Below are 12,460 nucleotides of genomic sequence, written 5' to 3'. Positions count from 1 at the left end.
ACCGCCTCGGTGCCCGTCAGCCCTGCGCGCCGTCGGCGAGCCGCCACCTGGCGGCGAGGTCGGTCGTGCCGAAGCCGGTGACCGGCGCCAGCACACCGCTCTTGAGGTCGATCTTGTTGACCCGGGTCTCGCGGGACGGGATGCGGGTGTCGGCGTCGCCCGTCCCGTACTTGAGGTCGGGGCTGAGCCCGTCCGTCGTGACGGTCAGCCCGGACATCGCGGCCACGACGCCCTTCTGCGTGAGGTCCTTCTCCTTGCACGCCTTCTCCAGCGCGGCGACCGCGACGGAGGCGTCCACCCAGCCCGCGATGACGAGCTGGTCCGGCTTGGTGCCGGGCGCGACCTTCTCGACGTTCTGCTTCACCTCGGCCATCGCCGGGACGTTCTCGGTGTACAGGACGCTGCTCGTCACCACGTGCAGCTTGTCGAGCAGGCGGCCGAGCTGCGGCGCGAGGCTCGTCTCGTAGCCGGAGTCGACCGTCAGCCACTGGGGCGCGAAGTCGAGCTGCGACGCCTGGCTGAGGATCGGCGCGGTCTTCGAGGCGATGCCGTGGATCCAGACGCTCTCCGCGCCCGCCTTCTTCATCTTCAGGACCTGCGCGGTGAAGTCCTCGGCCTTGACGTCGTACCCGGCTTCGGCGACGACCTTGACGTCCGGGTCGTTCTTCGCGACGAACCGGACCGCGTTGCGGCCCTCCTGCCCGAACGCGTCGTCCTGGTAGATGACGCCGACCTTGAGCTTGCCGTCCGACCCGGCCTGCTCCTTCTTCGCCCAGTCCAGCCCGTTGATCACGTACATCGGGAACGGGGTGGTGAACAGGTAGACGTTCTCCAGCTTGATCACTTCGGCGGCGCTGGTCGCGGCGAGCGTGGCGATGTCGTCGCGGGCGATCTGCTGGCTCAGCCCGTAGATGCTCGTCGCGCCGAGCAGCTGCCCGATCATGACGATGTCCTTGACGTTCGCGCGGTAGGCCTGGACGGCGACGGCCGGGTCGTACTTGGTGTCGGCGCGGACCGAGGTGAGCTTGCGCCCGCAGACGCCGCCCGCCGCGTTCGCCTTGGCGAGCCGGGCGTCGAAGCCCGCGGCGCCCGCGATGGCCCCGGCGGCGACGGGCCCGGTGTAGCCGTTGAAGAGGCCGATCTTGATCTGGTCGTCGGTGACTCCGGCGTCGACCCGCACGCCGTCCTTGCTCGTGGACGTGCCCGCGTTGGCGCAGCCGCCGGCGAGCGCGGCGGCGAGCACCACGGAGATGCAAGCGAATCGTGTTTTCAAGGCGGTACCTCGTCATTCGCGCTGAAGGCTGCCAGGGGGTGGAATGTGATGCTGACCTCAGGTTCGTATAGCTTTTACGAACCTGAGGTCAGTGTCAAGAGTTGGCCGGACGCTCTTCGCGGGAACCGGCGGAGGTCGGCGGGGTCGCCGCGCGCCGCTGCGCGGCGCGGCGGGCCAGGGTCGCGGCGACGCCGACGACGACCACGGCCAGCAGGAGGAACGTCACGCGGAGGTCGAGCACGCCGAGCCCGGCGAGATGGTCGATCGAGATCCGTCCGGGCCCGGTGAAGAGCAGGCCGAGGGCGGCGGCCGCGAACAGGACGGGCAACTCGACGCCCTTGCGGCTCTCCCACAGCCCGTTCGGGACGTGCAGCGAGCAGGCCACGAGCATCACGCCGACGGCGGTCGCCGCGGCGGCGGGGGCGGCGAGCCCGGCGGCCAGCGCCAGCCCGCACCCGGTCTCCAGCGTCCCGGCGACGGCCGCCATGGGACGTCCCGGACGGAACCCGCCCCGCTCGAACGCCTGCGCGGTCGCGGCCGGCCCCGGCCCGCCGAGGAGGCCGAACTTCTGGAGTCCGTGACCGGCGAGGTACAGCCCGAAGACGAGCCGGAGCGCGAGCAGCCCGAGGTCGGCCGACGTGCCGGTCATGCCAGGCGCGCCGTCGTCCAGGCGACGACCAGGTCGGCCAGCTCCGCGCGGGCCGCGTCGCCGTCGTCGCCGTCCCGGCGGAAGTAGTGGTCGCCGTCGATGACGTGGGACTCCTTGTCCGCCGAGCCGAGGGCGTTCAGGATCGCGTCGGCGTCGCTGGGGAAGACGCCGGTGTCCATGTCGGCGTTCACGACGAGGGACGGTTCCTTGATGCGGGCGAGGTGCGGCGTGGCGCGGGTCTGGGAGTCGTCCAGGCTCCAGAGGGAGAGCCAGGTCCGCAGGGTGCAACTGGACGCGATGCCGAAGACGGACGCGTTGGCGCGGGCCGGGTCACCCGCGTAGCAGTAGTTGGGCTTGCGCTTGGTGGGCTCGATAGTGGGGTCCACCATGCGGGGGTCGGCCCAGGTGCGGTGGACGTTGAACATGCGGTCGCTGAAGCCCGCCTCCTTGAGCCGGACGAGTTCGCCCTTGGCCCATCGCGTGATGCGGCGGTTGCGTGCCGTCTGGGCCTCGCGGTAGCGGGCGAGGAACTCGTCCGAGTAGGGCGCGGGGTTTCCGGGGTCGAACAAGCTCAGCGACGGGTCGGTCGAGACGGGGTCGGACTCGTCCACGACCGACGGGTCCATCCAGGCCGTGAGCACCTCGGGACGGCCGAGGTGCGCCGCCGTGGAGATGTAGGCGGACGCCGCCGGGAGCTCGTCCACCCCGCGCGCGGGACGCATCCCGGCCAGGGGCGTGACGTTCGGCTCCGTCGCCTGCGACTGGTAGGCCGCCATCAGCGACCCGCCGCCCGAGTTGCCCAGCAGGACGACGTGCTCGACGCCCGCCTCCTCCAGCAGCCACCGGACGCCCCGGCCGATGTCGACCAGCGCGTGGTCGAGCAGGAAGTGGCTCTCGGCTCCCCTGAACCGCGTGTTCCAGCCGAGGAACCCGAGCCCGCGCTCGGCGACGAAGTCCGCGAGGTAGTGCTCGGAGAAGTCGACCGAGTAGTGCGTCGCGATCAACGCGATCTTCGGGGACCGGCCGGCCGGGCGGTGGTACACCCCCTGACACGGGTGTCCCCCGGCGCCGGCGCGGGCCGCCGTGGGGGAGTCGAGGCCGACGAAGAGGCGCTCCACCGCCATGGTGATCTCCCATACATAAATCTGACGTCGGATTCGGACCTTAGCCGCCGGCCAAGGGGATGTCCATACGTCGACCTGGGGAGATCAAAGCCGGGCCGTCCGCGACGACCCGGCGTTCGGGGAGCGCTCAGTCCTCGTCGGCGCGCCAGTAGATCGCGCGGTACCAGATCTCGGCGAGGGTGCGGACGGCCGCCTCGTCGTCGATGTCGGCGTCCTCCCCCGCCCCGGCGAGGAGGTCGTAGCAGAACTGGTTGAGCATCGCGACGATGGCGCGGGCGGTGAGCTCGGGGTCGGCGCCGGGGCAGTAGCCCTCGCGCTGCGCGCGGCGGACGCCGTCGGCGATGCTCTGCACGGCGTCGTCGCACAGCTCGCGCCAGTGCCCGGCGAACTCGTCGTTGATCATGGCGAGCTGGAACACGCCGACCATCTCGGCGAGCCGCTCGCGGTAGGTCTCCCAGTGGGCGCGCGCCGACTCCTGGACGCGCTCGCGGTGCGGCACCCCGTGCTTGTAGGCGGCCAGGGCGCGACCCTTGGCCTCCGCGCGGAAGTCGTCGGCCCAGTGGGCGAGCAGGTCCTCCTTGGAGTCGTAGTAGTTGTAGAAGGAGGCGGGCGAGCGCCCGGCCTCCTGCGCTATGTCCGCGACCGTCATCGTGAGGAAGCCCTTGCGGGCGATGATCCGGCGGGCCGCGGCCTCGATGGCGGCGAGCGTCTTGCGCCCGCGCTGCGTCGGACGGGGGGTCTGCACCTTCTCCACACCTGAACCTAACATCGCGAGGCAGATATGAATCTGATGTTAGCATCGAATATTATCCCCGAACCCCCGAGGAGCTGATCATGGGCAACGAGGAGCCGGCCTTCCGCGTCCGCGGCTTCAACCACGTCGCGCTCGTGTGCTCGGACATGCGGCGCACCGTCGACTTCTACAGCGGCGTCCTCGGCCTGCCGCTGATCAAGACCATCGACCTGCCGGACGGCATGGGCCAGCACTTCTTCTTCGACGCGGGCGGCGGCAACTCGCTCGCGTTCTTCTGGTTCCCCGACTCCCCCGAGGCCGCGCCGGGCGTCGCCGCGCCGGTGGCCGTCCCCGGCTTCGGCGAGTGGATCAGCGCGATCGGCTCGCTCAACCACGTGGCCTTCGACGTCCCGGCCGACAAGTTCGAGGAGTACCGGGCGCGGCTGAAGGCGCGGGGCGTCAAGGTCGCGCCGATCGTCAACCACGACGACAGCGAGACGCAGGTCGCCGAGCACATGCACCCCGGCGTCTACGTCCGCTCGTTCTACTTCCAGGACCCGGACGGCATCCTGCTGGAGTTCGCGTGCTGGCTGCGCGAGTTCACGCCGGAGGACGTCCGGCACGCGCCGCGCACCGCCGCCGACCGGCGCGCCCCCGTCTCCTGAGCCGGGTCACAGGCCGCAGTCGAAGTCCGACGTGCCGGGGTTGGCGTCGGCGAGCCGGTTGAGCGCGTCGGCCACCCGGCGCAGGTCGGCGGGGCTCACATGGTCGGCGAAGTACGTCGCGACGACGGCGTCGACCACCGGGCGGGATTCTTCGAGCGCCCGCCGTCCGGCCGGGGCCAGCTCCGCCCAGGTCGCCCGCCGGTCGGACGCGGACAGGCTGCGCCGCACCCACCCGTCCTTGCCCTCCAGCTTCGTGACGAGCCGCGTCGCGCCGCTGCGGGAGATCATCAGCTCCTCGGCGAGCGCGGCCATCCGCAGCCGCCCGCCCGCGCGCTCCAGGGCCTCCAGCACCTCGCGCTCGAAGTAGGTCATCCCGGCCTTGTCCCGCAGCAGGTTGTTGAGGTGCGCGAACAGCAGCGAGTCGGCGCGGTACAGCGCGCGCCAGGCGGTGAGCTGGTCCTCGGTCGCGCGGGCGGGCTCGGTCGTCATGGCCCTGGAGTTTAGTCGGCAACGGTTGACGTGTGAATCGTCTCGCGCATATCGTGCACAAGTCAATGATTCACCTGTCAACCGTTGGAGTGAGCGTGCGGATCGACGTGTACGCCGACGTGCTCTGCCCGTGGTGCTACATCGGGAAGCGGCGGCTCGCCGCCGCGCTCGACGGGCTCGCCGGCCCGGAACCGGTGGACGTCCGGTGGCGCGCCTACGAGCTCGGGCCCGACCTGCCCCGCGTCCCCGGCCGGAGCGCCGCCGCGCAGATGGCCGACCCGTCGTGGTGGGGGGCGGAGGCGCCGTCGCGGATCGACCGCATCCGGGCGCTCGGCGCCGCCGAGGGGCTGACCCTCGACCTGCACCGCGCCCGGCCGGTGAACACCTTCGACGCGCACCGGCTGATCCGGTTCGGGCACGAGCGCGGCCTCGGCGACGCGACGGCGGAGCGGCTCCTGCTCGCCTACCACTCCGAGGGCGCGAACGTCGCGGACCACGGCGTCCTCGAGCGGCTGGGCACGGAGGCCGGGCTCGACGACGCCGAGGTCCGCGCCGTTCTGGCCGGGGACGCCCACGCCGCCGACGTCAGGGCGGACGAGCGGCGGGCCGCCCGGTCGGGCGTCACCGGGGTGCCGTCGCTGGTGATCGACGGCGGGCGGCCGGTGCCGGGCGTCCAGCCCGCGCACGTCCTCCGGCGACTGCTCTCGGACGCGCCGCCCGCCGCGTCCCGCCCCTAGGAAGGTTCACACATGGACATCGGCATCGGCCTCCCCGGCCACGGCCCCTGGACGGACGGCCGCCTGCTCATCGAGTGGGCGCGCCGCGCGGAGGCGCGCGGCTTCGCCGGGCTCGCGACCAGCGACCGGCTGCTGTGGCCGACGCCCGAGCCGCTCACGACGCTGGCTGCCGCGGCCGGGGCGACGTCCCGGATCAGGCTGCTGACCAGCGTCGTGCTGGCGCCGCTGCGCACCAACCACCTGCTGTTCGCCAAGTCCGCGATCACGCTGGACCGGCTCGCGGGCCCGCACCGGCTGCGGCTCGGGCTCGTCGCCGGGTTCCGCGAGGACGACTTCGCCGAGAGCGGCGTCGACTACGCGACGCGGGGCAAGCGGTTCACCGCCCTGCTCGACGAGCTGGAGGCGGCCGGGCGCGACGACACCCGCACCGGCCTGACCCCCGCCACGCCCGGCGGCCCGGAACTGCTGTTCGGCGGGACGTCGGCCGCCGCCCTCGACCGCATCGCGGCCCGCGGCTCCGGCTGGGTCGCCGGAACCAGCTCGGTGGAGGACATCGCCGAGTTCACCCCGCGCCTGCGCGAAGCCTGGGACGCCGCCGGACGGACCGGCGCCCCGAAGGTCGTCGTCTCCGCGATGTTCGCACTCGGCCCGAACGCCCGGACCGCCGTGGCCGACGCGATCGGGCCTTACTACGCGTTCGCCGGGGCCGAGTGGGCCGAGCACGGGATCGCCACCGCGCTGACCACGCCCGAGCAGGTCCGCGAGGCCGTCGCGGACTTCCGCCGGGCGGGCTGCGACGAGCTGGTCTTCACCGGCAACGACCCCGACCCGGCCCAGGTGGACCTGCTGGCCGACGCGCTCTCCACCGAGCTCGGCGGCTAGGGGCTAGGGCTAGGCGGCCGACGTCCGCAGGTAGGCGGCGAGGCCGTCCAGGAGGAAGGTGCTGCACTGAATTCTCCGGCGACGGTCCGTGACCTAATACCTACTAATCAGGTAGGCAATTAGATATATTCGGGTCGGACGCCGATGCCCGAGCCCTGGAGGTCCAACGATGAGCGTCACCGACGAACTGCTCGCCAACGCCGAGCGCTACGCGGCCGAGCACGACAAGGGCGACCTGCCGCTGCCCCCGGCGAGGGGCGTCGCGGTGCTGGCCTGCATGGACGCGCGGCTCAACCCCTACGGCCTGCTCGGCCTCAGCGAGGGCGACGCGCACGTGATCCGGAACGCGGGCGGCGTCGTCACCGCCGACGAGCGGCGCAGCCTCGCGATCAGCCAGCGGCTGCTCGGCACGACCGAGATCATCCTGATCCACCACACCGACTGCGGGATGCTCACCTTCACCGACGACGCGTTCCGGCGGGAGATCCAGGAGGAGACCGGCGTGAAGCCCGACTGGGCGGCGGAGGCGTTCGACGACCTCGACACCGACGTCCGCCAGTCCATCGCGCGCATCAAGGCCGACCCGTTCATCCCGCACACCGACCAGGTCAGGGGCTTCGTCTACGACGTGAAGACGGGCCGCCTGCGCGAAGTCCTCCCCTAGGGGCCGCGGACGGCCGCCGGATCGAGCACGGGCACGGCCTTCAGCAGGCTCCGCGTGTAGGCGTGCGCCGGGGAGCCGAAGACCGTGTCCGTGTCGGCCAGCTCGACGATCCGGCCGTCCCGCATGACCGCGACCCGGTCGCTGACCTGCCGGACGACGGCCAGGTCGTGCGAGACGAAGATCAGCGTGAGGTCGAGCTCGTCCTGCAGGTCGGCGAGCAGCGCGAGGATCGCGGCCTGGGTCGAGACGTCGAGGGCCGTGACCGGCTCGTCGCAGACCAGCAGGCGCGGGCGCAGCGCGAGCGCGCGGGCGATCCCGATCCGCTGCCGCTGGCCGCCGGAGAACTCGTGCGGGTGGTCGTCGTAGCGCGCCGGGTCCAGCCCGACGCGGGCGAGCAGCGCGCGGGCGGCCTTCGCCGGGGCGGGCTCGCCCTGGACGCGCAGCGGGTCGGCGACGCTCTCGCCCACCGAGCGGCGCGGGTTCAGCGACGACCCGGGGTCCTGGAAGACCATCTGGAGGTCGCGGCGGAGGCGCCGCAGCCGCCGCTCCGGCATGCCGGACAGGTCGTGCCCGTCGAACTCGATCCGGCCGGACGTCGGTTGCAGCAGCCGCACGACCAGCCGCGCCAGCGTGCTCTTGCCCGAGCCCGACTCGCCCACGACGCCGAGGGTCTCGCCGCGCCGGACGTCGAACGTGACGCCGTCCACGGCCCGGACCGTCCGGCGGCGCAGCGGCGGCCCGGACACGAAGTCGCGCCGCAGGTCCGTCACGCGCAGCAGCGGTTCACCGCGCGGGGACGGGCGGGGCGGGCGCGGCGCGTCGATCCGCGGCACCGCCGCCAGCAGCTCGCGCGTGTAGGGGGCCTTCGGCTCGCGGAGCACCTCGCCCACCGGGCCGTGCTCGACCGCCTCGCCCTCGTGCAGCACGAGCACCTCGTCCGCGCTTCCCGCGATCACGCCGAAGTCATGGCTGACCAGCAGCAGCGCCGTCCCGGTCTCGGCGCGCAGGTCGTTCAGCAGGGCGAGGATCTGCGCCTGGACGGTGACGTCGAGCGCGGTCGTCGGCTCGTCCGCGACGAGGACGCGCGGCTCCAGCGCGAGCGCCATCGCGATCAGCGCGCGCTGGCGCATGCCGCCGGAGAACTCGTGCGGGTGGGCGCGGGCGCGGCGGGCGGCGTCCGGGACGCCGACCCGGTCGAGCACCTCGACCGCCTTGGCCCGCGCCGCCGCGCGGGACGCGCCCGTGTGCGCCCGGTAGACCTCGGCGATCTGGTCGCCGACGCGCAGGTACGGGTCGAGGGACGACAGCGGGTCCTGGAAGACCATCGCGACCCGGCCGCCGCGCAGCCGCCGCAGCTCCGGTTCCGGGGCGGTGAGGACGTCCGTCCCGGCGACGGTGATCTCGCCGGTGACGTCCGCGCCCTCGGCCAGCCGGAGCAGTGACGCGGCGAGGGTGCTCTTGCCGGAGCCCGACTCGCCGACGACGCCGAGCGCGCGGCCCGGTTCGAGGTCGAACGAGACGCCCTTGACCGCCGCGAACCCGCCGTAGGACACGCGCAGGTCGCGCACCCGCAGGACGGCGCTCACGCGGGCCTCGCCCGCGGGTCGGCCGCCGCGTGCAGCAGGTCGGCGACGGTGTTGGCGAGGACGACGACCGTCCCGGCGAGCACGGTCACCCCGACCACGACCGGCAGGTCGACCGAGTTGACCGACTCGACGGTGAGCTTGCCGACGCCGGGCAGCCCGAACATCGTCTCGGTGAGCACGGCGGCCGTCATGACCTGCGCGACCTCCACGGCGGTGAGGGTGACGAGCGGGGCCAGCGCGCCGCGCAGCGCGTGCCGTCCGATCACCTGGCGCTCCCGCAGCCCGTAGGCGCGGAAGGTGCGGATGTGGTCCTCCACGAGGGTCTCCAGCGCGCCCGCGCGGGTGATGCGCGCGTAGACCGCCGCCTGGATGAGGGCGAGCGCGAGCCACGGCAGGACAAGGTTGCGCGCCCACTCCCCCGGGTTCTGCGTCAGCGGCACGTACGCCGGGAACGGCAGCCATTGCAGATAAGCGCAGAACACCAGCAGTAGGACGAGCCCGATGAGGAAGACGGGCGTCGAGTATCCGAGCAGGGTCACGCCGGTCAGGATCCGCTCGGCGGGACGTCCCCGGCGCAGCGCGGACAGCAGCCCCGCCGAGACGCCGAGCAGCAGCGCCATCGCCTCCGCGCCGAAGGCGAGGGACGCCGACACGGGCAGCCGCTCCATCAGCATCGCCGTGACGGGCCGGTCGGTCTGGAAGGAGTAGCCGAGGCACGGCGCGGCGCAGTGGTCGACGTCCGGGCCCGCCGAATAGTCGCGGCCCGCGACGAGACCTTCGAGGAAATGCCAGTACTGGACGTAGATGGGATCGTCCAGGCCGAGTTTCTGCTGGGTCTGCGCGAGGCGCTCGGCGTTGCAGCCGCGCCCGCAGGCGAGCACGGACGGGTCGCCGGGCGTCAGGTAGAACAGCGCGTACACGATCGCGGACAGCGCGAGCAGGACGACGACGGCCGCGCCCACCCGGCGCAGCAGGAACCAGATCATGACCGGCCGCCCCACCGCGGGTCCATCGCCCGCCGCACCCCTTCGGCGAGGACGGTGCAGGCCAGCAGCGTCAGGAACAGCAGCCCGCCCGGGACGATCACATACGTCGGGTCGGCCCTGAACCAGGTCGTCGCCGTGGACAGCATCTGCCCCCAGGACGGCGTCGGCGGCCGCACGCCCGCGCCGAGGAACGACAGCCCGGCCTCGCTGACCATGTTGAGCGGCACCTTGAGCGCGGCGAGCACGAGCAGCGGCGCGGTCAGCCCCGGCAGCACCTCCCGGACGGCGATCCGGCTCGGCCGCGCGCCGCTCAGCCGGGCCGCGTCCACATAGTCGCGGCCGCGCAGCGACAGCGCCTGGCCGCGCGTGACGCGGGCGACGTTCCCCCAGCTCACGGCCGTGATGACGCAGGCGAGCAGGAGCGGGCGCGGCATCGACTGCGGGACGATCGCCATCAGCGCCAGCGCCAGCAGGAACGACGGGAACGCCAGCGACAGCTCGATCAGCCGGCTGAGGACGGCGTCGGCCCGGCGCCCGCCGAGCCCGGCGCCGAGCCCGACCGCGATGCCGACCAGCAGCTCCAGCACGGTCGCGCCCAGCGCGACGCCGAGCGAGACGCGGGCGCCGTGCACGACGCGCGCGAACACGTCCCGGCCGGTGGCGGGTTCGACGCCGAGCCAGTGGTCCGCGCTCACGCCGCCGAACGAGCCGTGCGGCACGCCGCCGCGCGCCGAGTCGAGCAGGCCGCTGTGGAACGTCGTCGGGTCCTGCCCTTCGAGCGCGCACAGCAGCGGCGCGGCGAGCGCGACCGCGACCATCAGCGCGACGGTCGCGAGCCCGGCCATCGCGGGACGGTCCGCGCGCAGCCGCCGCCACACGTGCCGCCCCCGGGGCGGAGCGTCCCGAACCGGCTCCGCCCCGGGGGCGACGTCCGTCTCCAGCACCGTCACGGCCGGAGGGTCACTTCACCGAGACCGCGGCCACGTCGTACCAGCCGCGCCATTGGTCGACGTAGGCGTTCTTGACGTCCTTGCCGTACAGGACGACGGCCTTCGGGTGGTACAGCGGGACGATCAGCGCCTTCTTGCCGATCTCGGCGTCCAGCGCGCCCCAGCGCGGCGCGGCGGCCGCCGGGTCGGTCAGCTCGCTGATCGCGTCGATCTCCTTGTTGACGGCCGGGTCGTCGAGCTGCGCGAGGTTGAAGTTGCCGCCGTCGCGGAGGATCTGCCGGCCGTCGAAGATCGGGATGAGGAACGGGCCGCCCGCCGGCCAGTCCGCGCCCCACGACTGGAGGGTGAGCGGCGGCTGGGTCGCGGGCTTGCCGATGACCGTCCGGTAGTCCTCCTCGCCGAGCGGCTTCTGCTTGACGGTGACGCCCGCCTGCTTGAGCGCGTCCTGCACCGCCGCCGCGACCTTGGGCCCGTAGCCCTCGGCGTCGGAGTTCGGGAACGCCAGCTCGACCGTCAGGCCGTTCGCGTGCCCGGCCTGTGCGAGGAGCTCCTTCGCCTTGCCCGGATTCCCCGTCTGCCCCGCCGGGAAATGGTCGTAGGGCTGCTGGCCGAACGCCTTGCCCTCGGGCAGGAAGGTCGTCGCGGGGGTGGCGAGCGCGCTGCCGCCGACCGCGTTGACGACCGACTGCCGGTTGATCGCGTACGCGAACGCCTGCCGCACGCGCGGGTCGTCGAACGGCTTCTTGGTCGCGTCGAAGGCGAGGTACTTCGTCTCGCCGAAGACGCCGCGCGCGACGCGCTTCGCGAGGTTCGGGTCGCTGCCGAGCTGGGCGAGCTGCTCGGGGCCGACGGTCGCGTCCGTGGTGATCGCCTTGGCGTCCGCGCCCGCCCCGCTCACGAGCCGCTGGTTGATGACCGTCTTGTCGAGTCCGGAGGTGACCTCGATGCGGTCGGGGCAGGCGAGGCGCTGGTCGTCGACGGTCCGCGACCAGTGCGGGTTGCGGGTGAGGATCAGCTTCCGGCCCGGCTCGTACTTGTCGACCTTGTACGGGCCGCTGGAGACGGGCGCGTTCTTGTACTTGGTGCCCGTGTCCTTGGCCTTCGGCACCGGCGCGAATTGGGTCGCGGTCGCCAGGTAGGAGAAGTCGCCGTGCGGCTGCCGGAGCCTGAACACGATCGTCTTCGGGTCGGGCGTCTCGATCGACTTCAGCTCGCCGCCGCCGTTGTAGGGGCCCTTGTAGGCGGTGCCGCCGACCAGCCAGTCGTGCAGGTAGGGGGCGCCGCCGGGCAGGTCGGGCGAGAACGAGCGCTCGATGCCGTACTTGACGTCGGCGGACGTGATGGGCGTGCCGTCGTCGAACCTCAGGCCGTCCTTGAGCGTGAACTTCCAGGTCTTGGCGTTGTCGCTCGGCGTGCCGAGGTCGGTGGCGAGGTCGGGGACGGGCTTCGTCCCGGCCTCGCCCGCGACGCGCTGGCGGGTGGTCAGCGTCCGGTAGACGAGGGTCGGCAGCGCGCCGCCGCCGGACGTGTAGAGGCGGGCCGGGTCGAACTCGTCCAGGCCGCCCTGGTTGAGGACGGTGAGCGTCCCGCCCTGGCACGTCCCGGGGTCGAACGCGGACGTTCCGCCGCCGTCCGATCCGCCGCCGCACGCCGCCGCGCCCGCCGCGATCGCGAGCGCGGCGGCGGCGAGCGGGACGGCCGTTCTCTTCACCATGGGGGGAG

The 12,460-nt window shown here is 73.0% G+C and carries 13 protein-coding genes; 4 read left to right on the top strand and 9 right to left on the bottom strand.

The window, feature by feature from the left end; all coding sequences use genetic code 11:
• Nucleotides 1-16 precede the first annotated feature (16 nt).
• The 4 genes from ACH01S_RS28635 to ACH01S_RS28620 form a co-directional block, all read right to left on the bottom strand.
• Complete coding sequence (locus tag ACH01S_RS28635; protein WP_083981243.1) at nucleotides 17-1,273, bottom strand: ABC transporter substrate-binding protein; 1,257 nt, start codon at nucleotides 1,271-1,273, stop codon at nucleotides 17-19.
• 94 nt (nucleotides 1,274-1,367) lie between these two features.
• Nucleotides 1,368-1,922, bottom strand: coding sequence for a DoxX family protein (locus ACH01S_RS28630; RefSeq protein ID WP_067898285.1), 555 nt, complete (start codon nucleotides 1,920-1,922; stop codon nucleotides 1,368-1,370).
• Nucleotides 1,919-3,046, bottom strand: a complete 1,128-nt coding sequence (locus ACH01S_RS28625) for an alpha/beta hydrolase (protein WP_067898281.1) — start codon at nucleotides 3,044-3,046, stop codon at nucleotides 1,919-1,921. The genes ACH01S_RS28630 and ACH01S_RS28625 overlap by 4 nt, the downstream gene beginning before the upstream one ends.
• A 127-nt stretch (nucleotides 3,047-3,173) precedes the next feature.
• A complete protein-coding gene (locus ACH01S_RS28620) occupies nucleotides 3,174-3,800 on the bottom strand; it encodes a TetR/AcrR family transcriptional regulator (protein WP_218010431.1) in 627 nt (208 codons plus the stop codon).
• 80 nt (nucleotides 3,801-3,880) lie between these two features.
• On the opposite strand from ACH01S_RS28620, the gene ACH01S_RS28615 reads away from it, so the two are divergent.
• Complete coding sequence (locus ACH01S_RS28615; RefSeq protein ID WP_067898275.1) at nucleotides 3,881-4,444, top strand: VOC family protein; 564 nt, start codon at nucleotides 3,881-3,883, stop codon at nucleotides 4,442-4,444.
• A gap of 6 nt (nucleotides 4,445-4,450) precedes the next feature.
• Here the strand turns inward: ACH01S_RS28615 and ACH01S_RS28610 are convergent, their stop codons facing one another.
• Nucleotides 4,451-4,933, bottom strand: a complete 483-nt coding sequence (locus ACH01S_RS28610) for a MarR family winged helix-turn-helix transcriptional regulator (RefSeq protein ID WP_067898272.1) — start codon at nucleotides 4,931-4,933, stop codon at nucleotides 4,451-4,453.
• Nucleotides 4,934-5,028: 95 nt separating this feature from the next.
• Between ACH01S_RS28610 and ACH01S_RS28605 the strand changes: the two genes are divergently transcribed.
• From ACH01S_RS28605 to ACH01S_RS28595, 3 genes are all read left to right on the top strand, one after another.
• Nucleotides 5,029-5,670 (top strand): DsbA family oxidoreductase, encoded by a 642-nt coding sequence (locus ACH01S_RS28605; protein WP_218010430.1) that lies wholly within the window; start codon nucleotides 5,029-5,031, stop codon nucleotides 5,668-5,670.
• A gap of 12 nt (nucleotides 5,671-5,682) precedes the next feature.
• Nucleotides 5,683-6,552, top strand: coding sequence for an LLM class flavin-dependent oxidoreductase (locus ACH01S_RS28600; protein ID WP_067898265.1), 870 nt, complete (start codon nucleotides 5,683-5,685; stop codon nucleotides 6,550-6,552).
• Between the two features lie 169 nt (nucleotides 6,553-6,721).
• Nucleotides 6,722-7,216 carry a beta-class carbonic anhydrase gene (locus tag ACH01S_RS28595; RefSeq protein ID WP_067898262.1) on the top strand — a complete coding sequence of 165 codons (495 nt, stop codon included), beginning with the start codon at nucleotides 6,722-6,724 and terminating at the stop codon, nucleotides 7,214-7,216.
• On the opposite strand, the gene ACH01S_RS28590 is transcribed toward ACH01S_RS28595, so the two are convergent.
• From ACH01S_RS28590 to ACH01S_RS28575, 4 genes are read right to left on the bottom strand one after another with little or no spacing between them, the layout of a single operon-like run.
• Nucleotides 7,213-8,802 (bottom strand): dipeptide ABC transporter ATP-binding protein, encoded by a 1,590-nt coding sequence (locus tag ACH01S_RS28590; protein WP_067898259.1) that lies wholly within the window; start codon nucleotides 8,800-8,802, stop codon nucleotides 7,213-7,215. The genes ACH01S_RS28595 and ACH01S_RS28590 overlap by 4 nt on opposite strands.
• On the bottom strand, nucleotides 8,799-9,803 hold the full coding sequence (locus tag ACH01S_RS45505) for an ABC transporter permease (protein ID WP_218010429.1): 1,005 nt from the start codon (nucleotides 9,801-9,803) through the stop codon (nucleotides 8,799-8,801). The genes ACH01S_RS28590 and ACH01S_RS45505 overlap by 4 nt, the downstream gene beginning before the upstream one ends.
• On the bottom strand, nucleotides 9,785-10,738 hold the full coding sequence (locus ACH01S_RS28580; protein ID WP_067898256.1) for an ABC transporter permease: 954 nt from the start codon (nucleotides 10,736-10,738) through the stop codon (nucleotides 9,785-9,787). The genes ACH01S_RS45505 and ACH01S_RS28580 overlap by 19 nt, the downstream gene beginning before the upstream one ends.
• Before the next feature lie 10 nt (nucleotides 10,739-10,748).
• Complete coding sequence (locus ACH01S_RS28575) at nucleotides 10,749-12,452, bottom strand: ABC transporter substrate-binding protein (protein WP_067898255.1); 1,704 nt, start codon at nucleotides 12,450-12,452, stop codon at nucleotides 10,749-10,751.
• Nucleotides 12,453-12,460: the final 8 nt, after the last annotated feature.

Source organism: Actinomadura chibensis NBRC 106107 (assembly GCF_001552135.1).
GTDB lineage: Bacteria > Actinomycetota > Actinomycetes > Streptosporangiales > Streptosporangiaceae > Spirillospora > Spirillospora chibensis.
This window is presented reverse-complemented; position numbering and strand designations above follow the sequence as displayed.

Bases quoted from the DNA above. Each gene is read 5' to 3' on its own strand.
- ACH01S_RS28630 (WP_067898285.1), bottom strand. From the start codon at position 1,922: ATGACCGGCACGTCGGCCGACCTCGGGCTGCTCGCGCTCCGGCTCGTC.
- ACH01S_RS28595 (WP_067898262.1), top strand. From the start codon at position 6,722: ATGAGCGTCACCGACGAACTGCTCGCCAACGCCGAGCGCTACGCGGCC.
- ACH01S_RS28615 (WP_067898275.1), top strand. From the start codon at position 3,881: ATGGGCAACGAGGAGCCGGCCTTCCGCGTCCGCGGCTTCAACCACGTC.
- ACH01S_RS28610 (WP_067898272.1), bottom strand. From the start codon at position 4,933: ATGACGACCGAGCCCGCCCGCGCGACCGAGGACCAGCTCACCGCCTGG.
- ACH01S_RS28625 (WP_067898281.1), bottom strand. From the start codon at position 3,046: ATGGCGGTGGAGCGCCTCTTCGTCGGCCTCGACTCCCCCACGGCGGCC.
- ACH01S_RS28600 (WP_067898265.1), top strand. From the start codon at position 5,683: ATGGACATCGGCATCGGCCTCCCCGGCCACGGCCCCTGGACGGACGGC.
- ACH01S_RS28575 (WP_067898255.1), bottom strand. From the start codon at position 12,452: ATGGTGAAGAGAACGGCCGTCCCGCTCGCCGCCGCCGCGCTCGCGATC.